The sequence below is a fragment of the Cupriavidus sp. CuC1 genome, from assembly GCF_044627735.1.
GTDB classification, from domain to species: Bacteria; Pseudomonadota; Gammaproteobacteria; order Burkholderiales; family Burkholderiaceae; genus Cupriavidus; species Cupriavidus ulmosensis.
Map to the genome: position 1 here is coordinate 17,060 of NZ_JBIUHC010000081.1, position 21,673 is coordinate 38,732.

The window sequence follows — 21,673 nt, forward strand, 5'->3', positions numbered from 1 at the left end:
GGCGGAATGTTCGCATCTCTGGGCCGGGTGAGTACGGGTGACCGCGTGATTGAGGAGTCCGACGTGCTTGGGCACAACGCGAGATATGGGGACGCCCAGATGCAGGCCATCCGGTGGGCCCAGGAGTACGTTGATCGCCTGGAAGGCTCGCTGTGAGGGTACAGCGACGCTGGCGCGTATCATGGCGCCGTTGAGGAAGATGGGTGTTCATTGCTCGTGCTAGGATTCACCAAGTCAACTAGGGTGAGGGTGCCGGCGCGGTCAGCTTCCGGTCGAGCAAAAAAAAGACCGGCCGGAGGGAGAACCGGACGGTCAGCGCGGGGGCGCAATCTGGGCGACAGAACTTCAAATACTAGAGATCATGCTATCGCATTTTTATCGGAAATACATATCTCGATTTATAACTTTCCGATTCGGCAACATTGCCCGCCATCAATCCCACTGGTGTACTCACCGTTCAGCCTTCTCCAGCGAGTTTCATGATTTGATATCCGAGTAACAAACAGGTCGTGGAATTTACGACGTGAACGAGCCATACACCCACTCGAAAATGACGTTGCCCGCGCGCCATCAGACTGTGCTCAACGACAGCTTGAATCATCTTGAACCGGTCCAGTTCACCCATCGTCATGGTCACCATCTCGGGCTTCGGCAAGCACGACGTGAGCACGGAAGCGCTGCGCCGGATTGGCGAGCTATACGCGATCGAAGCCAAGATCCGCGGCAAGCCGCCCGACGAGGAAGGGCGCGACTGCTTTCAACACTCTAGGCACCCCGATCTATCAATGGCTCAACGTGCTCGGCGCACCGTCAAGGCAGCGAGGCAAGCGGACAGCAAACACGGTTACTGTCTGGTCGGACAGTGCTGTTATCTCGCCACCATGAGCTCGGGCAATCTCGCGCGCGATGTACAGGCCTAGTCCAAGGCTGCCATCGGCGGTTTGGCTGCTCTCATGCTCGGGGGCCCGCTTTAGAGGGTCAAAGAGCTGCGCCAGGGTCGATTGCTCGATGGCGCGCCCACTATTCCTGACCTCGAAACGAACCTCCCTCTCATCGCCGGCCACAACTACTCGCACAGGTTCGTCCGGTGCTCCGTACTTGATTGCATTCACAACCAGATTGCCGAGCAACTGCTGCAGACGTCGACCATCCCAAACACCCTTCGTGTCGCCCTTCACCTCCAGATTGATGCCGTGGCCCGGATGCGCAGAGCGTAACTGAGCTAATTCTTCTGCAAACAAATTCGCCAAGTCGACTTTGTCCGAGCCGAGATTGATACGTAGACCCAGCGTGGTTCGATTGAAATCAAGTAAATCGTCCAGGAGCGCCTTCAGGCGAGCACCGCTCTTGACCAGCCGCTGAGCGGCACCGGATACGTTCTCCTCAGCGTCCACACTCCCAAGATATGCCGCCGTCAACTGGATGATATGCAGGGGGCTTCGCATGTCGTGGCCCAGCATTCCAAGAAACAGGTTGCGAGCCTGGTCCACTTGGGCAGTGAAAAGACCGATCGACTCTGCCAGAGCCTGATCGATGGCCTCATTGAACCGGATGACGTCATCGAGATCAGGCGCGTCAGGGTGACAATCGTCTATCCATAGACGAAGAACGCTTGCACGCAGAGCCCGGTACTCAGCGGCCAGTTGGTTGATGTCGAAACCGCTTCGCAAACGAAGGTGGGCATGCGTCTGTGCGGCCGTTTCCGTAGCGTCGAGCAGTTGGGGGGCCAGCCCCCTCGACTTTTCTGCCTGGGCAATCTTGGTCTGGAAGGTAGACAAGTCCTTTGCGACTGCCCGCAGAATTTGCTCGGCGTGGTCGCGCAATGCCAGCGGGGTCATACTAGCCGAAGCCGGCAATTGCGTACCCGCAAACGCCTCCCACTGCGCCAGGATGGACTCCACGTCGTGCAGAATATAGTCAGCCAGTCGCATTTTTTCTATTGGGATCCATAAGCGGTTCACACGTCCTGACCTGACACGCTCACATCGCTCGTAGGTCGGGCAATAGCCGATCGCATTCTTGCTTCACGACGGCATAGCATTCGCACACGCGCTCCTCCAGCCCAGGCCGGTCGAGTACCTCGATATGCCCATGGTGGTAGCGAATCAGGCCTGCGCTCTGCAGTTTCAGCGCCGCCTCTGTTACACCAGATCTTCGGACGCCCAGCATGTTAGCGATTAACTCCTGTGTCATCCACAGTTCGTTGGACGGCAAGCGATCCATGCTCAGCAACAGCCAGCGGCAAAGTTGCTGGTCGATTGAATGATGCCGATTGCAGACAGCGGTCTGCGCCATTTGCGTGATCAGTGACTGCGTATAGCGGAGCAGCAATCGCTGCATCGGGCCACCTCGACTGAATTCCTCCTTCATTTGGGCGCTGCTCAGCTTATAGGCACGGCCAGCGCTTTGCACGATCGCACGGCTCGGTGTGGTTTCCCCTCCCATGAAAAGGGCAACCCCCACGATGCCTTCGTTACCCACAATCGCAATCTCGGCTGACGAGCCGTCCTCCATTACGTAGAGAAGAGAAATGATCGACGTGGTCGGGAAGTACACGTGATCGAGGCGGTCTCCAGACTCGTAAATAACACGGCCTAGCGGCAAATCTACCGCGACCAGTAGTGAAGTTAGGCGAGCCCACTCCGCTTCGGGCAGAACGGACAAGAGATGATTTTCCCTAGGGTTTTCATACGCGTACATGCGTCTGGCCTCACCGTTCGTTCAATGACCCTCGCAGCACTTATACGCCACAGATGACGGGTCTGCGCCGTAATCTAAAATATACGTCCACTAGTGCATGACCTGAAAGGGATCTTTACCAGATACAGGGACACGGCAAAATTCCCCAAACCTGTCCGTCCTTGGTAGTGTTGAAGTGGCGTATTAGAAACGCAAGACGGTGTCGCCCACCTACCAACCACGATTAAGTTCGAAGCGTTGCTCCACCCGATCAACCATCGACTTGGTCAAATGGCGCCATCGGCTCGATCCTGTCCGGGAGAGCCGCATCGAGCGGCAGGGGTATTCGCGTGGAGCGACCCAGCGGGCCGGCGAGTAATGGAATGAATTGCGGTCCGAGCCTAGACGCAAGCTATGCCACCCAATTGTGGAGAAATGGAATGTCGATCTTTCCGTCGGCTATGGTGAAATCAAACAACTGAAGAGGTCAGAATCATCCGTCCCAGCGTTCAACGCCATCACGCGGAGGATGATCGACCGGACGCACACCATGCAGGCTCTGACGGTAACACCCGCCACGATACCTACGGGCTCCGACATCCCAAGTCGGACCACTGCGACCAGAGACTCATGTGACCGCTCCGTATTCGATTCGGTGCAGCGCTTGTTGAGCGATTGGACGCCCTCCGAGCGACTCACCCAGGCGCGAGACGATGGCGGCCGGCACGTCCGCCATCCTGACAAAATAGCCCTATCTCTGCGTGGTCTTGACCAGTACCAGAAAAGTCAAGCGGGCGGCGTCCGAGCGGGCATTGCGCCGGACGAAAATCAGCCCGCTCGCCGTGGGCGTATAGATCTCGGCCAGTTCTCGCTCACTGAGTTCCGGTATGAAGCGCGGATACGCTGTCTCGCGAACCACGGTCATTGCTCAAATTGGTCGCAGCCGCCGGTTGCGCGCGACGAGCAGAATCAGCGCAATAGTGGCGGCGCAGAAAGCCGCGCCCGCATAGAACGTGAAGGCTGCGCCCAGCCGGTCCCACAGCAGGCCTGCCAGCACGCTGGCGACGAGCAGCGCCAGCCCGCTTGCCAGATTGAAAAAGCCAAACGCCGTCCCGCGCAGGTCATTGGGCGCGGTGTCCGCCACCATTGTGGCAAGTAGGCCTTGCGTCATGCCCATGTGCAGGCCCCATAGCGCCACACCCGCCAGGGTGACCGCCCAATGGGTGCCCAAGGCTAGCACGAGATCGGCGAGCACTAGCACGACCAGCCCCCAGGCCAGGAGCTTCGTGTGACTCAGACCATCGGACAGTTTCCCGAACGGATACGCCGACAGCGAATAGAGGTTCATCGCCACCAGCACCACTGGCGCCAAGTAGAGCGGCAAGCCGACCTGCTGGGCGCGCAGCACGAGAAAGGCCTCGCTGAAGCGCGCTAGCGTAAAGATGGCCCCGATCGCGACCACCTGCCAGTACGGGCGCCCCAGCCGAACCAGGTTCGCCCACTTGATGGGGTTGGTGCGCCTGACGCCGCCCTGGGGCTCCGGCTCCCGCACGCCGACCATGAGCAGCAAGACCGAGAGTACGCCGGGGATGACCGCGACCCAGAAGACGGCCCGGAAGTCGTTGGCCCAGAGATACATCAGGCCGATGGCGATCACAGGCCCCAGAAATGCTCCCACGGTGTCCAGCGATTGCCGCAGCCCGAACGCGGCGCCCCGGAGATGCGGCGGCGCGATGTCGGCCACCAGCGCGTCGCGGGGCGCCCCGCGCACGCCTTTGCCAATCCGGTCCGTGAGACGCGCCGCCAGCACGGCGCCCACCCCGGGGGCCAGCGCAAACAGGGGCTTGGACAGGGCTCCGAGCGCGTATCCGGCGACGGCCAGCCCTTTGCGCTTGCCAAGGTAGTCGCTCAACGTGCCGGAAAACACCTTGACCACCACGCGGTTGCCTCCGCGACACCTTCGATGAGTCCAACGTAGAAGGCGCTGGCGCCAAGCGTCGTCACCATGAAGACCGGCAGCAAGCTGTGAATGATCTCCGACGAGATGTCCATCAGCAGGCTGACAAAGCCCAACATCCAAATGCCCGACGGAATCTGGCTCAGTGTGCGAATGGAAGAGGTCACAGTGACTCCTTTGTTGCCTGGTTGAGGCTCCTGCCGCGGCGCAGCATGAGCCATTCAAATAGCATGGGGATCAGCAAGAGGGTGAGCGCGGTGGAGGTAAGCAAGCCGCCGACCACCACGGTGGCCAAGGGACGCTGCACTTCCGCGCCAACCCCTTGCGAGACCAGCATTGGCAGCAGGCCAAGAATCGTCACCGAAGCGGTCATCAACACGGGCCGCAGGCGCAGCAGCGCGCCGCCACGAACCGCCTCTCGGAGGGGCTTGCCCTGGGCAAGCTGTTCATTCAGGAAGCTCACCAGTACGATGCCGTTGAGCATGGCGACGCCGAACACGGCGATGAAGCCGATTGCCGAAGGGACCGAGAGGTACTGACGTCTGAGGAACAGCGAGATCAGTCCTCCCATCATCGCAAACGGGACGTTGGCCAGAATGATGCCGGCGAGCGCGGCGGAATTGAAAGTCGTGTAGAGCAGCACAAAGATGATCCCGATCGTGAGCGGCACGATCACGGCCAGGCGCGCCATCGCGCGTTGCTGGTTCTCGAACGCGCCTCCCCATTGCAGGCGGTAGCCGGTCGGCAGCTTCACCTCGCGCTGGATGACCGCTTGGGCGTCCTGCACGAAGCCGTTGACGTCGCGCCCGCGCACGTCCATCTGAATCACGGCATTGCGCAGCAGCTCATCATGCCGGATGAAGGCGTAGCCTTCGCTGGTCTCGACCTTGGCCACCCGCGATAGCGGCAGGAGTGCGCCTTGCTTCGCCAGGAGAGGGAGGTTGCCAATGGTTTCCACGCTATTGCGATACTGCGGCTGGAACCAGACACATATGTCAAAGCGCTTGCCGCCGTCCAGCACCACGTCCGCCGTTTTTCCCCCAATCCCGGTCTGCACGACTTCCAGGCGGCCTGCTTGGCCTGCAGCACGCTGCCGCGCTGTTCGGCGAGAGAGAGCGCCTCGCCCAACGAAAGCGGATCGGCGTGGGCTGGCCCGGCGAAGGCCGTGATCAGGAGTGCGAGCAGCGCCGGCGTGCCGGACGCCGACGAGAGCCGGTATCGCCGCGTTCGGGCGATACTAGGCAACAACAGGGAAACCATACTGAGTCTCTGTCAGAGCAATAGAAACCATCCCAAGCGCTGGCTTGGGTACTGGATACGATCAGGACAGAGAGAAGGAGGGCGGGCGATCGATCGCCGGCGGGCTGCGCGACGCGAAGCGCTGTTTGATGGAAGTGGGGAATGCGTTGGACGTTTTCGCCGCGGCGAACGATAGCGACGGCGCGGTATCGAGCAGATCCATCAGCGTGTGATAGACGCTGGCGGCGGAATACTTCACGGTAGGGGGCGCAGAGCTGCGCACCGCATCGCCGTCCGGCGTGGTGGACGCCTGGGCGGTGGCAGCGGGCTGTGTTTGCTGGACTGCCTGGGTCTGCTCAGCCAAAATCTCGTCGACGAACGGCCACTCCACTACATTGAGCACCAGGCTCAATAGCAGCAGGTAGGTCGTGGTCCGGAAGAATTTCAGCATGGGGCGAATTCTAACATCAGCCGTCTGGATGCCGGCCTCACTCTGCCGAGCGTCGGCCTGACGCATGGGGGAGGAATGCCGCAGTCAGTGGTCGACGCCTTCTGCACCGTCATGGCGCCGCTGGGGGCAATGTCCGCCAACACGCTGGCCGCACGTCGAAGATTTCCTTGGTCATGGTCGGCCGCAAGCTACGTCCGTCTATTGGACAAGAAGCGTCGCAAATGCTGGTACTCGAACCACGTCAACCCAATGACGACCACATCCAATGCAGAGATGAGCAGCAACGGCAGGGAATGCGTAAAACTATATCGATACCCTTGATAGAGGATAAACAAGCTGAACAACACGATGGCAGCCGGATAGTACGCCAGCTTCCTCCGCCACAGGCCAATGATGAGCCAGAGCTTGATGAGGCCGTGGCTGAGTAAATAGAAGGCGGTGAAGTGTTGGCTGCTCACGGACAGATCTTGCGCGGCATGGAGCAGATAGCTGGCAACGAGGTCGCGCGGGTCCTCCGTCAATTCCGTCCGGGTGATCGCGTGCACCAGGTCGATCAAGAACTGCGTGGTAACGACGTAGGCGAACATGCCGGCGGCGATTTCCGCCAGTGCAAACGCGCCTTTGAGCACAAGGCTGATCTCAAAGGCAACGTGTACGTTCTTCTCGCCAAACAGTTTATTCATGCCAACCATTTTCAGCAATGCGTGACATCGCGCGGCTAGCGCCGAACCCATCCAGAAGCGATGGGTCGCGCCAAGACCGCGCGGTACAGCCGCTCAGCAAGGTCGGTAAGCGTGTTGCCAGCCATTCGCCAAAGTGGCGCGATAACGCCATAGGCTACACCGGCTACTGCGACGGCTCCCACCATGTCCAGCGGGAAATGGACCCCGAGGAACACTCGCGCCCAGGCAACGACAAAGCCTGTCGTTAGGACGGTGGCGGCCAGTCGGAACGCACCACCGAACAGCAAGGTCAGGCCGATGCCCGCAAACACGGTCATGTGATCGCTGGGGAAAGATGACTCGGCCGAATGATACATCCAGGCGTGGCCAAGACCCAGCATAAACGGACGTGGGTGCATCCAGACCAAGCCGATCACTTGATTGGCGCCAAGCGCCAACAGGGTAACCAGGGATGCCTTGATCGCCTGACTGCGGCGCGTGCTGTCGCCCCACAACCACATGCCGAGCAGGAGCAACGGAATCAGATAGATCAGGTCGTCAGCGATGTCGATGGCGACATGGATCAGCCAGGTTGGTGTGGCGTCGCCACCATTGATCTGCAAAAAGAGGGCACGGTTGAAAGCTTCAATTTTGCTCATCATTCCTCACTACTTGAAGGGGCATGCCGAGATATAGAGGGTATGCCAAAATACGGGGAATCCGCTATCACAAGAAAGTCCCCCGGCGGAGACTCGTTGTCTCCATGCGAGGCTCGCCGTGGTCTCGCCGACCAAGGCTGAGGCGCAGGGCCACTGACAGTCCCGCAGCAAGCTCATAACACCCAGCAGGCCAGGGGCGGTGCTACGCCGCCCATCGCTGTTGCGCGCCCGGCAAAATATGTCCGGATACAAACGAGAAGGTCGGAAAGCCGCAAGCTACATCGGCGCTCTCCGACCTGGCGTCGCACCGGCCAGCGGCACTGTGATAGCAGATTCCCCATATCCCCCGTTCTGTCGCAATAACCGTTCGGTAGAATAGTGCGGTGTTGAATTCATAGCTGTGAGACGGCCATGAATCTGGCATCACCAGAAGAAATCAGCCAAGCAATTTCCCGAAGTTCGCCGTCCTGTAGGTCGCGCGCCTCCTCAAAAGCGAACCAGAACGACGCCGCCGCTGCCAGCAGCCCGATGACCAGAATCGGGCCGCAAATCGAAACGGATAACATCCACAGGAGTGACCGATTCACTCCGCTGTTGGCTCCATCCATTCGGCTCCGCTGATACACCGGCGCGCAGCGTGCCAGTGGAAACTTAGCGCACCCTTAGTAGAGACGAATTCCCGCGTAAAGCACATCTCGACAAGGATTTGGGGACTCGAAAAGCCAGGGGCGAACCTGCGCTACCGCGGGGTAAGGCTGGGTCCACATTACATTGTCGGCGCTGTTGCCAACCAGCCTGCGCGAGCGACAAAGCGAGCGCGCAGTTAGCCGGCAATGCCCGCGATGCCAGTGACAAGCCAATTGCATTGAGCCTGTCGCAAATGACACAGGTGAACGTCGGCGATGACATCGCTGTCAGGCTGCCGCAGCTGCGCCGTTACGCGCGTGCGCTGACACTGTGGAGCATGCCATCGGCCAGGCTAACCGGCTGCGCGCGGCAATGTGCGTGCCTGGTTACTGATGGTGCTGCGCCACCGGTATATCGACCAGGTGCGTTGGCGCGGCGAGATTGCCGTCGACGAAGACGACCTGCTGTGGGAGCTGCAGGAAGCGCTCGCCAGTGAGATCGAATGGCCTGCCGCGCGATGTGGAGCGCCCGCTCTGCAGCCCCGCCGGCCGAGCAGCGCGAGGTGCAGCTGCTGGTCGGCCTGAGACCGGAGCTACCAGTAGGCCGCGGCGGTAATGCGGGCGCCGGTCGGCAGCATCGTCATGCTGCGCCTGTCGCGTGCTCGGGAAACCCTAACGGGCGCGCGCCTGCTGCAGGGCGAGCGCGGGCCGGCGGCGCAACTGATGTGCCAGAACCCCAGCCGGGGCGGCTCACCGTACGCATCACCTCGGTCACACCCGATCTCGACTCGGTCGGCCCGTTGCGGCAGGCGGGCCGGCATACGTATTTGCGCAACAGTCTCGGCGGCTATCCGGAGGCCTGGCGGTAGCGGCCGTTCCAGGGGCTGTTCGAGGGCGAGGCGGCCTTGCGACGCGCCTTGCATGATACGCGCCCCGGCATGGAATAAAACCGCGCCGTCATCCGTATACATCATGCATGACCGCGCATGCGGCACGCGCCGCGGCCGGAGCAGGCAGGCAAACCGATGTGCTGCGGGATGCGGGCGGGCAGTCACCTAGGCCGCGTCGTGACGTCGGGCATTCGAACTTCGGATGAAATCATGGGCAAGGCTCTTGGAGCCGTGGCGGCGCTGCTCGCCGGCCTCGGCTTGTGCGTGCCCGCAGCCGCCCAGATGGCGGCGGCAGGCGCTTGGGATACCGACGGTGTACCGTGCCAGGAGGTGGTAGGGCAGGCCGAGATCAGGGGCGTACTGCAGCAGGTGGTGGGCCTGGCCTGCCTGCAGCCAGATGGCACCTGGCAGATCGTGGAGGGCGCAGACCGCGGGCCGGTGACCTACCCGGCGCCGGGCTCCTACTACGTTGACCCCTGGTACTGGGCGCCGGTCGGGGTTGGCTTGGGCGCGGATTTCATCTTTATCGACCGCTTTCATCATTTCCACCGCATGCACCATATGTTCTTCCGCCGATCGGGCATGGGAGACGGCTTTCACGGCGGTTTCCATGGCGGTCCCCACCGCGACTTCCATGACGGGCACCATGATGGATTTCATGACTTCCATGACAGGCCCCACGGGGGTTTTCACGATGGTCCGCATGGCGGTTCCGACGGCGGCTTCCACGGCGGAGGCGGTATGCATCACCACTGAAGGGTATAGCAGCGCCTAATGTGCGCAATAGATATCATTAAGGGCGTGGCGGCGAGCCCGTGATGGTCGGAGGCGGGATGGCTGACGCAGTGGTGAGATTGGAACAATGAGGGGGTAGCGCTACTGACCGGGAACGCCACCGCCGTGTCCTCCACTGCGCTCACCTCGGGGACCACCTCCGTGGCTACTTTCGGGGTTGCCTCCGGGCCTAGCTCCCGGACCACGTGCGGGATCAGAACATGCGGGACCAGCGGCACCTATGAGAATCATGCAAGTTGGCCCGATCATTCGGACAGTACCGGGGTGCTAGATGTACTGTGCTGGATGCTGGTTGATGTTCTGCTGCTGGCCACATCGCGAAGCAAGTCTCGTCCCAGCTTTGAAGCCCGCGTTGGTTGGACCGTGTGTGGTCTAACTAACCGACTCGTATGCGTTCAGATAGATACCCTAGGAGGATGATTCCGCACGAACCTCTGCCGACCCTCATCCCTTGGAGGTGATGCGCGATGGAAAACGGCATCAACACGAAGGCAAGGTTCATGTTTGTGGTGTTCTTGCTTATTGCGATTTCCGCTGGCTCAGCGTGGTATTTCTTCTCCGTAAGTCAGTACGCAACCTACCAGATCGATACCCAAGAGTCCGTATCCGGTCTCATTGCCGATGCCCCGGTCGAATTCCACGGCGTCGATGTGGGAAAGGTGAAAAGCATCAGGTTGGTCAATCCGCGTTCAGTGAGCATCGTCGTGAGGATCGACAAGGGTGCGCCGGTTACTTCGGCCAGTGTCGCGACAATAACCTCCCGAGGACTCGCGACACGAGGATTCACCGGCTACGCCTACATTGCTCTCGAAGACGTCGGAAGCGATTCACGGCCACTGACCACACGGCCGGGTGCGCCCTATCCGATCATCCCGACGGCACCGTCGAAAGTCATGACGCTTGACACAACGCTAAATCAGGTTAAGGACAACTTTCAGGTCCTTACCGACCTGATGGTAACAATACTCGACACCAAGACCGTGGCCTCACTGAAGCAATCTGCCGACAGCTTGCAGCTAGCCACCAATGCACTGGCAAAAAATACCGAGAAACTGAACGCTATTGTTGCTAATACCGAACGCGCCAGTCAACGCCTTGAGTCGCTCCTGCAATCGAGTCATGACACCGTGCGGGCGCTCCAGACGCAAATTTTGCCAGAAGCGTACAAGGCTCTGTCCAACCTTGATAATTTGTCCACTTCTCTCACGGACCTATCTACCAAAATCAATCGAGACCCGTCAAGCTTGATTCGCGGCACTGCGCCGCCACCATCGGGACCGGGGGAAAAGAAATGAAAGCCTATATGGGCAGGGCGAGCTTTGTCGCACTATGCGTGGTCTTGTGCGCGGGCTGCGCCTTGCTCTCGCCCGTTAAGATTGATACAAAAAAATATGTGCTGGACAGAATTCCGCTCGATCTCCCCATCGCGCAGGCACACTCCGCAACCTTGTTGGTTCTGGTCCCGGAGACCGATCCGATCTATGCCACAACACAGATGACCTATACAAGCCAGGCTTATCAGATCGCGTATTTCAGTCAGAATGAATGGGCGGAAACACCTTCACAGATGATTCAACCTTTGATCGTCGAGACACTTCGACGCACTCACTATTTCAGCGAGATTTTGGCGCCCCCACATTTCGGAAGTCACACTTACGCCCTTCGCACCGAGATCTTAGAACTTAAGCAGGACTTCAGCTCGAACCCCGCGATACTGCGGCTCACTATGCGCTTCTACCTGAGTCGGGAGGTAACGGCCCAGGTTATAGCGACCAAGGAGCTGTCGGTGCAGGAACCGTTGCGGGACCGGAGCCCCTACGCAGGAGTCGTGGCGGCCAATGAGGCGATGGTGTACGTCTTGCGCGAACTCGCCAAATTTACGGTCGAGAAGGCACACTAAGGCAACATTCTGCGTAAGGTATCGTCCTTGAATACTAAATGGTGCCTTAGTGCTGCGCCCACATGAACGAATATGAAGAGGATGAGAACGTAGCCCAGCCATTTGTGTATGTCGATGAATCGATGAAACAGATAGTCATCACTACCTACGAGATCAGGCAGGGTGAATAGGCCAAAGAACGATACCGGAATGCCAGCCGCGGATGACATGATCCAGCCGCTGATCGGCAGGGCGCTCAGCATGGCATAGAAGCAAAGATGGACAAATCGTGCGGCTATTTTTTGCCAATCCGGTAAATGTGCCACCAGTTGCGGAAGTACTTGCGTGACACGCCAGCCCAATCGAGCGACGAGTAAAACAAATGCCGACAGTCCGAACTCTTTATGGTAGAGAATCAGCACGATTTTTTTCGTATTGAAGCCGACATCCGGAAGCGTGACCATGTAGAGGCCCAATGCCGCAAGTCCAATAACGAGAAGAGCCATCGACCAGTGGAACAGGATCGCTATAACTCCATAGTGGCCTTCGGTGTTCTTAATCGTCATCGCTCACCTTCCGTCAATCAAGACTCCTCCCTGCCTGAGGCAGGCGGATAACCTGCAACTCCTGCTCTCGACCAGTCCCGCTACTCAATTGCTTGAGCAAATCCAACAATCGGCAAGTTTAGCCCTGATCTGCTTCATCGAGGCGATTCGGAATGCGGTCTCGATAATAATAGCTCGACGACGAGACACCGCACTAGATTTCGGCTGTCGGCGCAACCGTTAGGTGCCTGAACTGCCTCTCCATTAGAGTAACCACGCAATCATACATGCTGCAATACTTATGTCGTCATGTTTAGAACCTCCGGAACTGGCCGCTGGCGATGTCTTCGCGCTGTGCATCAGCCGCGTGCGTAATCCCGAGCTCAGGGCGAGATTGGCGTTGATATCAACGAACGTCACCCAGGCATCCGACACATTCCAGGATCTTGCAGCCCAGATACGGCTGCACGAATTTGTGCGCGAGGCCGTCATCGGCGGCGTGGTCACGACTTCCGAAATGGAGACTGTTTACACCCAGCGAATGGTTTCGAAGACCGCGCCCGGACGACCCGTCTACGACGCTCTAATGAGCCTAGCCCCCGCCGGAAAGTGCCCATTATGCGCCCAGCGGGATGCATCCACGCTCGACCACCATTTGCCCAAGGCGCACTATCCTGTGTTAGCGGTTACCCCGCTGAACCTGGTGCCGTCGTGCAAGGACTGCAATAAGGCCAAGCTGGCGAACCTGCCTACGAGCGCGAACGAGGAGACGCTGCATCCTTACTTTGACGACATTGATGGCGATCGCTGGCTGTTCGCTTCCGTGCAGACAACCGCACCAGCTTCCCTGAGGTTCTTCGTGGAGCCGCCAGATCATTGGGATGAAGTGCTTGCAGCTCGGATGCTCCTCCATTTTGAAACGCTTGGGCTCGGCGGGCTGTACGCTGCACAAGGTGCTGACGAGTTGCTGAACATCAGACATCAGCTTCAAATAATCGATGACGCAGGCGGTGCTGCGACCGTTCGCAGCGAGTTGCTCGCCCGAGCGGAGAGTGCGCGCGCCGTGCGTGTCAATGGTTGGCGTGTTTCTGCATTCGAAGCGTTCGCCGAGAGCAACTGGTTCTGTGAAGGCGGGTTTATGGCTGTGTGAGCGAGGATAGAGCCTTTCCTCACGCCGACGTAGACCTTGTCCGCGCAGACCGACGTGATGGGAGAACGGCCGCTATACGCTCGAAGCTGACGTCGATTTTCTCCGACTGAAGGGCAAATATGGGTCGACTACGGAAGTTCGGAGCTGAGTCGGGGCGATCGTGCTCAATGGTCAAACCAGTAGGCCAGGTAACCTGAGCGGCCGCCGCAAAATCGGACACGATCGTCGCTAGTGCAACCAGCGGGGCGCCGGAGATTTACGATTTACGTATGTTCGCCCCGGTGCCCCAATGGGCCTGTCTGGCTCTCAATCTCTCGAATGCACCGATAGAGCGTATCGGCGACGCAGTCTGTTCCAGGTTTATGAATCCAGTCGCAATACAAATCCATCATCTTTCGCGGCGACTCAGATTCGTTTCCCAAGATAATCTTTAAGGCCGATTTCGCCTCTACTAGCAGGAGAGGACGTCCTGTATCTCTTGAAATAGGATGGGCTAAATAGGCGCTTCTATATCGATAATAGTTTCCATCATCCAGACGCCTCGTGATAGCATTCAGGCGGCCGCGCACATCTTCTGTAATATTTTCTTTAATTTCCCGCCCGTACACTCGCGTCGCGTCAATCAGTCGACATAAATTAATTATTATCGCATTAAGACACAGCCTGGTCTCACCATACATGCGTCTGGCTTGATGGTCGTCTATATCGCGAAAGATAGTTTGATAAACTGCTACGGCTGCGACCAGATCAGAATTGATGTCATTCAACAGCCATGCCAGATCGCGCAGGCGTATCACCTTTGGCAGTTTTTCGGTAGATTTCTCCGCCATCTCTTAGCCTCGTACTTGTAGTCCATCAGGCACTTTATCACGCATGCTCTTGAGTCTTCTAAGTACGGGTTGGCCAGCTAAAAGCTGGTCGGCCCCTCGGCGGTCGGCCATCACCTTCGGCGGTATCGCGCCATCGCGCACATGCATGCAGATGAGCCGGGATAGCGAAAGACTGCAATCCCAGCCGAACCGGGCATTCGCCGCAATCAAGCGAATGGCCCAAACAGGTCGTTCTGCGACCCTCAGTCACTTTGCAGATCGGCGATGAACCCCAAAAAAACCCGTTAGCCTGAGTTACGGATTTCGCTCAGGCGACGAATATCGAGGCGGCGGGGAGTTTCTAGCGTTCGTCCTTGACAGGCGGTCGATTTAGGACAGGGTCGGAGCTTGCCACAAAGAAAAAGCGCTCCGCAAACTCCTCGCCCGCGCAGGGGCGGCCAAAGTAGTAGCCTTGCTGAATGTCGACATTCAACTCGTTAAGCAAGACGCTTGTCGCTTCATCCTCGACGCCTTCCGCTACCGTGCGGAAAGACAAGGCCTTGGCCAGTTGCACAATGGCCTGCAGTATCCGCAACCCATCCGGCGTATGAGCGCGCCGCACGAAAGATATGTCGATCTTCAGTTCTCCGACGGGCAGTGCATGCAATTGCGATAGGGAGGCGTAGCCAGTTCCGAAATCGTCGATGGAAAGCGTGAAGCCGGCGCCGACGAGTCGGTGTAGTTGGTCGTCGGCGCCCTCCACTTCCATCAATGCGATCGATTCAGTGACTTCTAGGACCAGCCTGTTGGTCGGAACCCCGAACGTCACGCAGTCTTCGAGCATTGAGCTGCAGAAATCCGGCCCAACCAACTGACGTTTGGAAATATTCAGGGACAGATGCAGGCCGGGACGGTCTGCCATCCATTGCCGGAACTGGGCGAGCGCTTTCCTTCGCACCAGGCGGCCAAGTTCACCGATCAGGCCAAGGTTCTCAGCCATCGGAACGAAGCTGCTAGGAGGGATCCAGCCGAAGTCGTCGTCTTTCCAGCGTGCCAGGGCTTCCACTCCTTTCAGATGATGGTGTTCGCCGGAGGCCACGCTGCGAGTGTTCACTTGAGGCTGGAACCAGACCATAATGCGTTCGTCTCGGATGGCCTGGGCCAGACGAGCCTGGATGTAAAGCTCCTTCTTCCCAAGCCCTCTTTCGGTCATGTCAGAAAAGAGCTGGAAGTTGTTGCACCCCTGAGACTTAGCGTAAAACATCGCCCGATCGGCATGAGTCAGCAACGCATCAACGTTGTCTGCGTCGATGGGGTAAAGGGAAACCCCCACACTGAATGTCGCATTGACACATTGCCCGTTCGACTTGAAGGACTGACCCATGACGCTGACCAGCCGGCGTGCCGCCTCCCGCGCGGCGTAGAGGTCAGCAACGCACGGGAACAGGACGACAAATTCATCACCGCCCCAGCGCGCCACCGTGTCTCCTTCCGCCAGACAACTCGCCAGCGCGCTGGAAACTTCGCGTAGTAGGCCATCGCCCGTCTTATGCCCATAAGCATCATTGATATTCTTGAAATGATCCAGATCGACAAAGCAAACTGCGACGATCTCGTTGTGACGCTTGGCGGATTGGATGGCCTTGCTGATGCGGTCTTCCAGCAATATCCGGTTGGGTAGCCCGGTAAGTGCATCGTGGTGCGCCATATGGGCAATGTGGCGCTCCTGAAGATACGTCTTGGTGATGTCGCGCAAAACGCCTCGGATACCGAGGATCTGCCCCCAGTCGTTTCGCTCCGCAAGAAAACGGCAGTCCATCCAGCGTTCGTGGCCGGCGTCTGCGATGAAGCGGAAGCGTCCGTGGAATTCATCCTTTTGCCCGGATTGCAGATGCTCAAGGCATTTCAGAAACGCAGGACGGTCCTGGGGCTGGATCGATTCATCCAGAGAGTCGTTGGCAGAAAGCGTATCGGCCAGCCTCCACCACCCCGTGTTGGCATGGGTAAGGACTCCACCCGGACTAAGCTCCACCACGCCCTCCTCCAGCATGTCCAGAGTCCGCACCAGTGAATGCTGTTCGGCCGCATATTGTCTTTCCTTCAGCAGCGCCGCATTGAGGTCGCGGAACGGCTGGCGCACGCTATCGATGAATACGGCACGAAAGATCAGCGAAAAAGAAAGGATCTTGAACACATGGGCGGCAATATTGAATGTATCGCCGACTGATCCGTAAAGCGTGGCGCACAATTCTGACAGGCACGTGATGGAAGCAGCGGCGAACAAGTCAGCCCGATTGAAACCGGCTTCCAGGCGAGCCTTGCGATAGAGGGCAACAGCAGCAATGCTGTACATCAGAACCAGCGAATATTCTATCCAGATCTTAAGCGGAGTCATGCCGCTCCCCCGGATGAAGAAATGCGGCACAGCCTCCGGGAAGAAAAGCTCACTGATGTAGATCGCCGCAACGTAAGCCAGAACCAGCGCGAGAGCGAGATAGCGCCCGCGCCGACTCAGAACCGGCTGCCAAGGGCGGAAAGCAACGATGAGCAATCCGATTGCTACCAGAAATCGTGCGGCGAACCAGAATGTGATGGCTTTCTGTGGGCTTTCAGGGGTCACGAAATCCGGCATGCCGCCGGACCCCAGCATATGCGCGAAGTCTAATAGCGCCGAACCTAGCAGCACCACGCCAAGAAATATGACGCTACCCGGACGGGACTCCGCGTGGGCATTCCAGGCAATACCGAAGACTAGCGTCGCCGCAACAATGGCTGCGGTTTCCATCGCAAGGTGCAATGGCACGTAATTGGCGAGCCCAATATCTACTCTGATGTCCTTAAACCACAGTATCCCGTAGAGAACGAACAGGAAGCCAGTGAGGAGGGTTAGGCGCTTTAGATACGCGGCGACAGGGGGGGCATGCAGCGGGGATAAGAAGGGTTTCATGCCAAAGGATCAGCTCAATACGAGGTCAGGCAACGCCTGGGGACTCCCAGGAGTTTAGTCATGCAACGAGTACGTGGCTTTCCCCGGCACGCGCATCAAGTCTGGCTAGTGCCGCACATCGAAAGAGTACCGACGCACTTTTCTCCAAATATCGTCCTCTAGTTGACGACCCAAATCGGCGGAAGATGTACCCCTCCTTCGGTGGGGTAGCCGGATGCCATATCTCTGTGGTTGATGTCGATCCGGACATCATGGGCGTAGGTGCTACCAGCAGACCGCTGAGCTCCTGGCCGGCCTGAGCACTCAGCGCCCGGGGCGCTGAGCGAAGTTGGAAACCTGGTTGGGTCTGCAGCAATTCATACGTACCTCACACAAGCCACCGCAAGGACCATGGGTGGCGTCGCTCTTCTGCAAGGTCGCTCTAGCCGCAATTGGGGCGAAAGGAGGTTGGCAACATTGAATTGAACGCCACCACCATCCTCGCTACATTCGCGGGTGTCTTACTGATCTGCTTCATGAAGGGCACCTTTGGCGGGGGCTTCGCCATCGTAGGTATTCCCCTGCTGTCGCTCGTGATGGACCCCGTGGCAGCGGGCGGCCATACTGTGACCGGCAGATAAATGTTGCAACGCAACGAAAAATACTAAAGCAGTCAGGAAGCATTGCCAAGAGCGAACGCTCAACCGCCCTATCCCGAAGTCGCTTGCCGGCCATGAGCGGTCTTCGGCCCGCATGTCAGTGCAGACGATGTAGCGTCGCTTACACACCAGACAGCGGTCATTCGCGCGCCGCAAATCGCAATCAGTGGAGAGAATCGTATATCAATGCGCCGTTGGTCCACCACAACATACCCCTCTTCGTGGACAACACGCTGAGTTCTGCCAATGGTAATTTGCAGGCGCTGGACGAACTGCCGTGCAAAAGCATCTCCAGGAGCGTACCCTTGCAGAACGAGATCAAAGTCGTCCCGACATGGCAGTATGCGGCCATAGCCTTTCTGGGCGTTCTCCTGTTTAATGGCATCGCCCGAAAGGCTCTCAATATCGGCGGTGTGGAGCTCTCCGTTGCGGTAGCATTCCTCGTTAGCAGCATTGTGAGCCTCTGGTTTGCCAGGAGACACCGACGCCTGATGACGTCTAACGAACGGCGGCGATTTCTTCTGCTCTATGGGGGATCGATTGCTGCAACACTACTTCTTCCTCCCGCGATTGCCTCATTGGCACATCCGCCATCGATCTGGGATCTGCTGATCCGGCTCGTGAACTGGATTCCCTATCCAGCATCGGCCTATCTCTATCTGTCCAGCCAACGCCTCAATTTACTCACGCGCGAGTGAGCGCCTCCAAGTCATTGCTAGCATGCAAGCCCCCGTTGTCACCTTGCTTTTGCTGTTTTCGGTCTGGCTGGCTGGGGGCTGCACGAGCCCCCAGGAAAATCGTGCGGAGGAGCCGGATCTGAGCGCCGCCGACAAGGTTGGACTGGGCTTCCTTCGTCTTGGGCAAACTGACCGCTATCTCACGCTTGAGGACATAGCGCGGAATCTGCCGATCGACCACAAGATCCTTGTTCCGAAGAATCAGTACCCACCAATGTTGAATTGGAGTTACAACCGGCTTGTCGATGCTCCTGAAAAGCCGTTCATTCTTGAAATCAGGTTTCTGGGAGCGGAGTTCAACCGCGGTGCACAGCAACTCAGCAGCAGTTGGCAGGGCTGCACAAATGTTGAGAGGCTGTCAAACATCACCGGAATCAAGCCTCACTACGTAGACATTCCGATGATCTTCGATATTCCACCAGTTTCGATGGTTCGCTTCTCCATTGAAACGCCCCACATGAGGTCTGAGGTTTTAGGATATGGAAAGGACTGCATCAGTAGATTCTCCATCGTAAAGAGACCAATCTAAAAATAGAAGCCGGATATACGTCTGCTTCGACCGATGGGGGCCAGCCAGCAAGGCCTGCCGAGTGGCAGTTATCACCTGGAAGCTGACCCCGGGGTCGCGCGAGGTCGAACGGCAGGGAAGGGTCGGCAAGAGCCGACCGGGCCGAGGTCTCGCCTCGGCCAGTTACAGACGCTCGCGGGCTAACCCCTATAGCTGCCAGTCGTTGACGGCGAAGGCAAATAAAGGCCGTAGGGAGTCTGCGCTTGGGTCTTTCAAACGGCCGTCAGAGACGCGACATCACCGACTCGACTACCACGATCAGCCCGGCTGACAGGAGCGCTGTGCCGAATGGTTTGGCGAGATGCCGACCCCAGGAAAAATTCTTCTCAATAGCCATTAGTACGCCGAGGAAGAGCATCCAGCCGAGATTGCCGGCGCCCAACGAAAACATCAGCATCATGAATGCCCAGCAACAGCCAATGCAATAGAAGCCATGGTGCACTCCGAGCCAGAGTGCCTGACGCGGGCGATCCTCACCTGTCCAATGCGCCACTACAAACGCAAACGGAGAGCGGCATTTGTCCAGGCAACGGTACTTCAGCAAGCTAAATTGATAGGCGCCAGCCACGAGCAAGGTGACCGCGCCTAGCACCCAAGCGTTGGCTATTAGCCAAGCGCTTCTTGCAAGCACCTCGCGCAACAGCAAGGCTCCGCCGTAGGCGACTATGCCGACTGCGACCCATGTAAGCAGGTAACCTGCAACTACGAGCGCCACAAGTCTTGGCCAGTCCGGCTGCGAGCGAGCGACTGTGGAGAAGAGGCTGATCAGCGGGACGCTGGTGGGCAGCATCATCGCGACGGTCATCACCGTCCAGCCGGCAACAAAAATCATCCCGTAATACAGGGCACTACTCTCGCCACAAGAGACTCGCAGGTGGGCGTGATGGACGTAGTGAACGTAGGGCGACTGTCCCCAGTACCAAAGGGCGAACCAAGCAAGTGCGCTAGTAGACAGCAGGACAAACGCGAGCAGCCGATCGCGTTGAGCAGGCCACATGTGAGCGTTCAGGCGCTAGCCCTTGAAGTGAAATTTACCTTGGATTGCGTTGTGACCCTGAAGATCGACGGCGATGCCCAGGCGCGGTTCGGTGGCCTTGTAGTACAAGGCCTTGCTGACGTACGCGGGCGCGCCCGGGATGGTCGAGAACGCCGTATCGTGAAGCGTTGTTAACCCACCTGTCGCACCCAGGAAAGGCACCATCTCCGCCGAAAAGTCGTTGCCGATGCGAAGCGTGCCCTTCCCTTGCGTAACCTGAAACAGGATCGGGGCTTTCTCGACCGCGAGAATGGCAGCGTACAGGCTGACAAGGTCCTTCACGGGGCCGCCGAGTTTCCCCGTCCACACGCTGACCATCGCGTCGTGCTGGTCTGGAGTCGCCCGCTCATCCACGAAGTAGATGACCTTCCAGCCGCCTTCGAGGACGGGCCCCGGTATGTGATTGACACCAGCGATCGTCAAGTTGCTGACGTCGACCCCGTCGATGCTTCCCTTGTCGACGTGCCACGAGTTGATCGACTGGCAGGTTCCGTTCCCGTCAGGTGGCTCGCCGACCCAGCACGGGCACAGAATCTTGCATGTGCAGACTTCCAAGAGCTGGCCTTCCAAGTCATAAGCCATGGTACTTCTCCTGCCTCGGCTCACAGGCCCTCCTTGCGGAGGGCGATGATCCATTATAGCCAGCATGAAACGGTGTCAAGCGTTGCCAGTCGCTGCTCATTTGCCCGGCACTCAAATCCCCAACGGGAGACCGCCCGCGGCCATCTAAGAATGCGGCGGACGAACTGGTGCTTCGGGCTGCAAAGCAACGCTTACGAGTCTTGGGAGACCGAAGGCGTGAGAATAGCCGACTGCGCGGCCGGGTTCGCGTACAGGAATGTGCAGTTCCGTGCGTAGCGCAGACTGGAGCGTACTTCGGGCACCTTGAACAAGCAGCGGGCGCAGGTAGACCTGGCCCCGCAGGCTGGTACGCCCGAGCCCGGTCTCGCCATCCTGAGCTTGCTGGGAGCGGCGTCAGGCCAAGCCAGGCGCCGAGTTCGTTCACCGACGACAAACGTGGCCTGCAAGGGGTCGGGAGCTGCCGACGGTGGCCGTATCCGTCGCAGTCAGACTCTGCCCTTCACCTATCCATTTGCCAATGGCCGAGATGGGTCGGGAAGAGCCAGTTTGCACCCGATGAGGAGCAGTCCAGCAAATTCGCGCTTCTCGTCAGGGCAGTCCAGCCCACCAGCACCGCGCAGCACGTGTGGGAGGGGCGGGGCACCGAGCGCGCGCCGATGCGCTCGCCGCGCGCGGTCCTTGGCATTGGCTCCGCAGGGCGGCAATCTCATAGGTATGTGCTAAGAAGCCGGATGATGGCGGTCGCACTGGTCGGTCCCCCAGGACCACCTATTCCAGATCGGGCGTCCAATCCCCGGCGAGGACTTCTTCTCTCGCAACTGTCG

The 21,673-nt window shown here is 58.6% G+C and carries 21 protein-coding genes and 1 pseudogene; 8 read left to right on the forward strand and 14 right to left on the reverse strand.

The features are described 5' to 3' along the window. The first annotated feature begins 6 nt into the window (after positions 1-6). Entirely contained in the window at positions 7-156 is a 150-nt protein-coding gene (locus ACGLHR_RS29735; RefSeq protein WP_400098073.1) for a hypothetical protein, read from the forward strand. 626 nt (positions 157-782) lie between these two features. Here the strand turns inward: ACGLHR_RS29735 and ACGLHR_RS29740 are convergent. The 9 genes and pseudogenes from ACGLHR_RS29740 to ACGLHR_RS29780 all read right to left on the reverse strand — a co-directional run bounded on the left by ACGLHR_RS29740 (position 783) and on the right by ACGLHR_RS29780 (position 8,255). Next, positions 783-1,931: an ATP-binding protein gene (locus ACGLHR_RS29740; RefSeq protein ID WP_400098074.1), complete on the reverse strand. Its 1,149-nt coding sequence runs from the start codon at positions 1,929-1,931 to the stop codon at positions 783-785. Positions 1,932-1,980: 49 nt separating this feature from the next. Further along, positions 1,981-2,700, reverse strand: a complete 720-nt coding sequence (locus ACGLHR_RS29745; RefSeq protein ID WP_400098076.1) for a Crp/Fnr family transcriptional regulator — start codon at positions 2,698-2,700, stop codon at positions 1,981-1,983. Positions 2,701-3,430: 730 nt separating this feature from the next. Then, entirely contained in the window at positions 3,431-3,604 is a 174-nt protein-coding gene (locus tag ACGLHR_RS29750) for a hypothetical protein (RefSeq protein WP_400098078.1), read from the reverse strand. Between the two features lie 3 nt (positions 3,605-3,607). Continuing rightward, positions 3,608-4,755, reverse strand: a pseudogene (locus tag ACGLHR_RS29755) (MFS transporter). A 44-nt stretch (positions 4,756-4,799) separates the two neighbouring features. After that, positions 4,800-5,693 (reverse strand): efflux RND transporter permease subunit, encoded by an 894-nt coding sequence (locus ACGLHR_RS29760; RefSeq protein ID WP_400098080.1) that lies wholly within the window; start codon positions 5,691-5,693, stop codon positions 4,800-4,802. 264 nt (positions 5,694-5,957) lie between these two features. Beyond that, the gene (locus ACGLHR_RS29765) at positions 5,958-6,326 is read right to left on the reverse strand and encodes a hypothetical protein (protein WP_400098082.1); all 369 of its coding nucleotides are present in this window, start codon (positions 6,324-6,326) and stop codon (positions 5,958-5,960) included. 188 nt (positions 6,327-6,514) lie between these two features. After that, positions 6,515-7,009 carry a DUF2127 domain-containing protein gene (locus ACGLHR_RS29770; protein ID WP_400098084.1) on the reverse strand — a complete coding sequence of 165 codons (495 nt, stop codon included), beginning with the start codon at positions 7,007-7,009 and terminating at the stop codon, positions 6,515-6,517. 35 nt (positions 7,010-7,044) lie between these two features. Then, positions 7,045-7,647: a phosphatase PAP2 family protein gene (locus ACGLHR_RS29775; protein ID WP_400098125.1), complete on the reverse strand. Its 603-nt coding sequence runs from the start codon at positions 7,645-7,647 to the stop codon at positions 7,045-7,047. 392 nt (positions 7,648-8,039) lie between these two features. After that, positions 8,040-8,255 carry a hypothetical protein gene (locus ACGLHR_RS29780; protein WP_400098086.1) on the reverse strand — a complete coding sequence of 72 codons (216 nt, stop codon included), beginning with the start codon at positions 8,253-8,255 and terminating at the stop codon, positions 8,040-8,042. A 1,118-nt stretch (positions 8,256-9,373) separates the two neighbouring features. Here ACGLHR_RS29780 and ACGLHR_RS29785 point away from each other — a divergent pair. The 3 genes from ACGLHR_RS29785 to ACGLHR_RS29795 all read left to right on the forward strand — a co-directional run bounded on the left by ACGLHR_RS29785 (position 9,374) and on the right by ACGLHR_RS29795 (position 11,858). Then, positions 9,374-9,919 carry a hypothetical protein gene (locus tag ACGLHR_RS29785; RefSeq protein ID WP_400098088.1) on the forward strand — a complete coding sequence of 182 codons (546 nt, stop codon included), beginning with the start codon at positions 9,374-9,376 and terminating at the stop codon, positions 9,917-9,919. 506 nt (positions 9,920-10,425) lie between these two features. Further along, positions 10,426-11,253: an MlaD family protein gene (locus tag ACGLHR_RS29790; protein ID WP_400098090.1), complete on the forward strand. Its 828-nt coding sequence runs from the start codon at positions 10,426-10,428 to the stop codon at positions 11,251-11,253. After that, positions 11,250-11,858, forward strand: coding sequence for an ABC-type transport auxiliary lipoprotein family protein (locus ACGLHR_RS29795; protein ID WP_400098092.1), 609 nt, complete (start codon positions 11,250-11,252; stop codon positions 11,856-11,858). Before ACGLHR_RS29790 ends, ACGLHR_RS29795 begins: the two co-directional genes overlap by 4 nt. Here ACGLHR_RS29795 and ACGLHR_RS29800 read toward each other — a convergent pair. Next, entirely contained in the window at positions 11,855-12,403 is a 549-nt protein-coding gene (locus tag ACGLHR_RS29800) for a cytochrome b (protein ID WP_400098093.1), read from the reverse strand. The genes ACGLHR_RS29795 and ACGLHR_RS29800 overlap by 4 nt on opposite strands. Positions 12,404-12,683: 280 nt before the next feature. On the opposite strand from ACGLHR_RS29800, the gene ACGLHR_RS29805 reads away from it, so the two are divergent. Further along, entirely contained in the window at positions 12,684-13,532 is an 849-nt protein-coding gene (locus tag ACGLHR_RS29805; protein ID WP_400098095.1) for an HNH endonuclease, read from the forward strand. Positions 13,533-13,795: 263 nt separating this feature from the next. On the opposite strand, the gene ACGLHR_RS29810 is transcribed toward ACGLHR_RS29805, so the two are convergent. Beyond that, entirely contained in the window at positions 13,796-14,362 is a 567-nt protein-coding gene (locus ACGLHR_RS29810) for a hypothetical protein (protein ID WP_400098097.1), read from the reverse strand. 340 nt (positions 14,363-14,702) lie between these two features. Then, on the reverse strand, positions 14,703-17,288 hold the full coding sequence (locus ACGLHR_RS29815) for an EAL domain-containing protein (protein ID WP_400098099.1): 2,586 nt from the start codon (positions 17,286-17,288) through the stop codon (positions 14,703-14,705). Positions 17,289-17,749: 461 nt separating this feature from the next. On the opposite strand from ACGLHR_RS29815, the gene ACGLHR_RS29820 reads away from it, so the two are divergent. From ACGLHR_RS29820 to ACGLHR_RS29830, 3 genes are all read left to right on the forward strand, one after another. After that, positions 17,750-17,908 (forward strand): hypothetical protein, encoded by a 159-nt coding sequence (locus tag ACGLHR_RS29820; RefSeq protein ID WP_400098101.1) that lies wholly within the window; start codon positions 17,750-17,752, stop codon positions 17,906-17,908. A gap of 239 nt (positions 17,909-18,147) precedes the next feature. Then, positions 18,148-18,624 (forward strand): hypothetical protein, encoded by a 477-nt coding sequence (locus tag ACGLHR_RS29825; RefSeq protein ID WP_400098103.1) that lies wholly within the window; start codon positions 18,148-18,150, stop codon positions 18,622-18,624. Between the two features lie 22 nt (positions 18,625-18,646). Next, on the forward strand, positions 18,647-19,192 hold the full coding sequence (locus ACGLHR_RS29830) for a hypothetical protein (RefSeq protein WP_400098105.1): 546 nt from the start codon (positions 18,647-18,649) through the stop codon (positions 19,190-19,192). A gap of 262 nt (positions 19,193-19,454) precedes the next feature. On the opposite strand, the gene ACGLHR_RS29835 is transcribed toward ACGLHR_RS29830, so the two are convergent. Both ACGLHR_RS29835 and ACGLHR_RS29840 read right to left on the reverse strand, forming a co-directional pair. Then, positions 19,455-20,063 carry a DUF2182 domain-containing protein gene (locus tag ACGLHR_RS29835; protein ID WP_400098106.1) on the reverse strand — a complete coding sequence of 203 codons (609 nt, stop codon included), beginning with the start codon at positions 20,061-20,063 and terminating at the stop codon, positions 19,455-19,457. A 180-nt stretch (positions 20,064-20,243) separates the two neighbouring features. Beyond that, a complete protein-coding gene (locus ACGLHR_RS29840) occupies positions 20,244-20,849 on the reverse strand; it encodes a DUF1326 domain-containing protein (protein WP_400098108.1) in 606 nt (201 codons plus the stop codon). Positions 20,850-21,673 lie beyond the last annotated feature (824 nt).

Bases quoted from the DNA above. Each gene is read 5' to 3' on its own strand.
- ACGLHR_RS29745 (WP_400098076.1), bottom strand. From the start codon at position 2,700: ATGTACGCGTATGAAAACCCTAGGGAAAATCATCTCTTGTCCGTTCTG.
- ACGLHR_RS29790 (WP_400098090.1), top strand. From the start codon at position 10,426: ATGGAAAACGGCATCAACACGAAGGCAAGGTTCATGTTTGTGGTGTTC.
- ACGLHR_RS29805 (WP_400098095.1), top strand. From the start codon at position 12,684: ATGTCGTCATGTTTAGAACCTCCGGAACTGGCCGCTGGCGATGTCTTC.
- ACGLHR_RS29775 (WP_400098125.1), bottom strand. From the start codon at position 7,647: ATGAGCAAAATTGAAGCTTTCAACCGTGCCCTCTTTTTGCAGATCAAT.
- ACGLHR_RS29785 (WP_400098088.1), top strand. From the start codon at position 9,374: ATGGGCAAGGCTCTTGGAGCCGTGGCGGCGCTGCTCGCCGGCCTCGGC.
- ACGLHR_RS29810 (WP_400098097.1), bottom strand. From the start codon at position 14,362: ATGGCGGAGAAATCTACCGAAAAACTGCCAAAGGTGATACGCCTGCGC.
- ACGLHR_RS29840 (WP_400098108.1), bottom strand. From the start codon at position 20,849: ATGGCTTATGACTTGGAAGGCCAGCTCTTGGAAGTCTGCACATGCAAG.
- ACGLHR_RS29740 (WP_400098074.1), bottom strand. From the start codon at position 1,931: ATGCGACTGGCTGACTATATTCTGCACGACGTGGAGTCCATCCTGGCG.
- ACGLHR_RS29780 (WP_400098086.1), bottom strand. From the start codon at position 8,255: ATGGATGGAGCCAACAGCGGAGTGAATCGGTCACTCCTGTGGATGTTA.
- ACGLHR_RS29735 (WP_400098073.1), top strand. From the start codon at position 7: ATGTTCGCATCTCTGGGCCGGGTGAGTACGGGTGACCGCGTGATTGAG.
- ACGLHR_RS29795 (WP_400098092.1), top strand. From the start codon at position 11,250: ATGAAAGCCTATATGGGCAGGGCGAGCTTTGTCGCACTATGCGTGGTC.
- ACGLHR_RS29815 (WP_400098099.1), bottom strand. From the start codon at position 17,288: ATGAAACCCTTCTTATCCCCGCTGCATGCCCCCCCTGTCGCCGCGTAT.
- ACGLHR_RS29750 (WP_400098078.1), bottom strand. From the start codon at position 3,604: ATGACCGTGGTTCGCGAGACAGCGTATCCGCGCTTCATACCGGAACTC.
- ACGLHR_RS29765 (WP_400098082.1), bottom strand. From the start codon at position 6,326: ATGCTGAAATTCTTCCGGACCACGACCTACCTGCTGCTATTGAGCCTG.
- ACGLHR_RS29770 (WP_400098084.1), bottom strand. From the start codon at position 7,009: ATGAATAAACTGTTTGGCGAGAAGAACGTACACGTTGCCTTTGAGATC.
- ACGLHR_RS29830 (WP_400098105.1), top strand. From the start codon at position 18,647: ATGCAAGCCCCCGTTGTCACCTTGCTTTTGCTGTTTTCGGTCTGGCTG.
- ACGLHR_RS29800 (WP_400098093.1), bottom strand. From the start codon at position 12,403: ATGACGATTAAGAACACCGAAGGCCACTATGGAGTTATAGCGATCCTG.
- ACGLHR_RS29835 (WP_400098106.1), bottom strand. From the start codon at position 20,063: ATGATTTTTGTTGCCGGCTGGACGGTGATGACCGTCGCGATGATGCTG.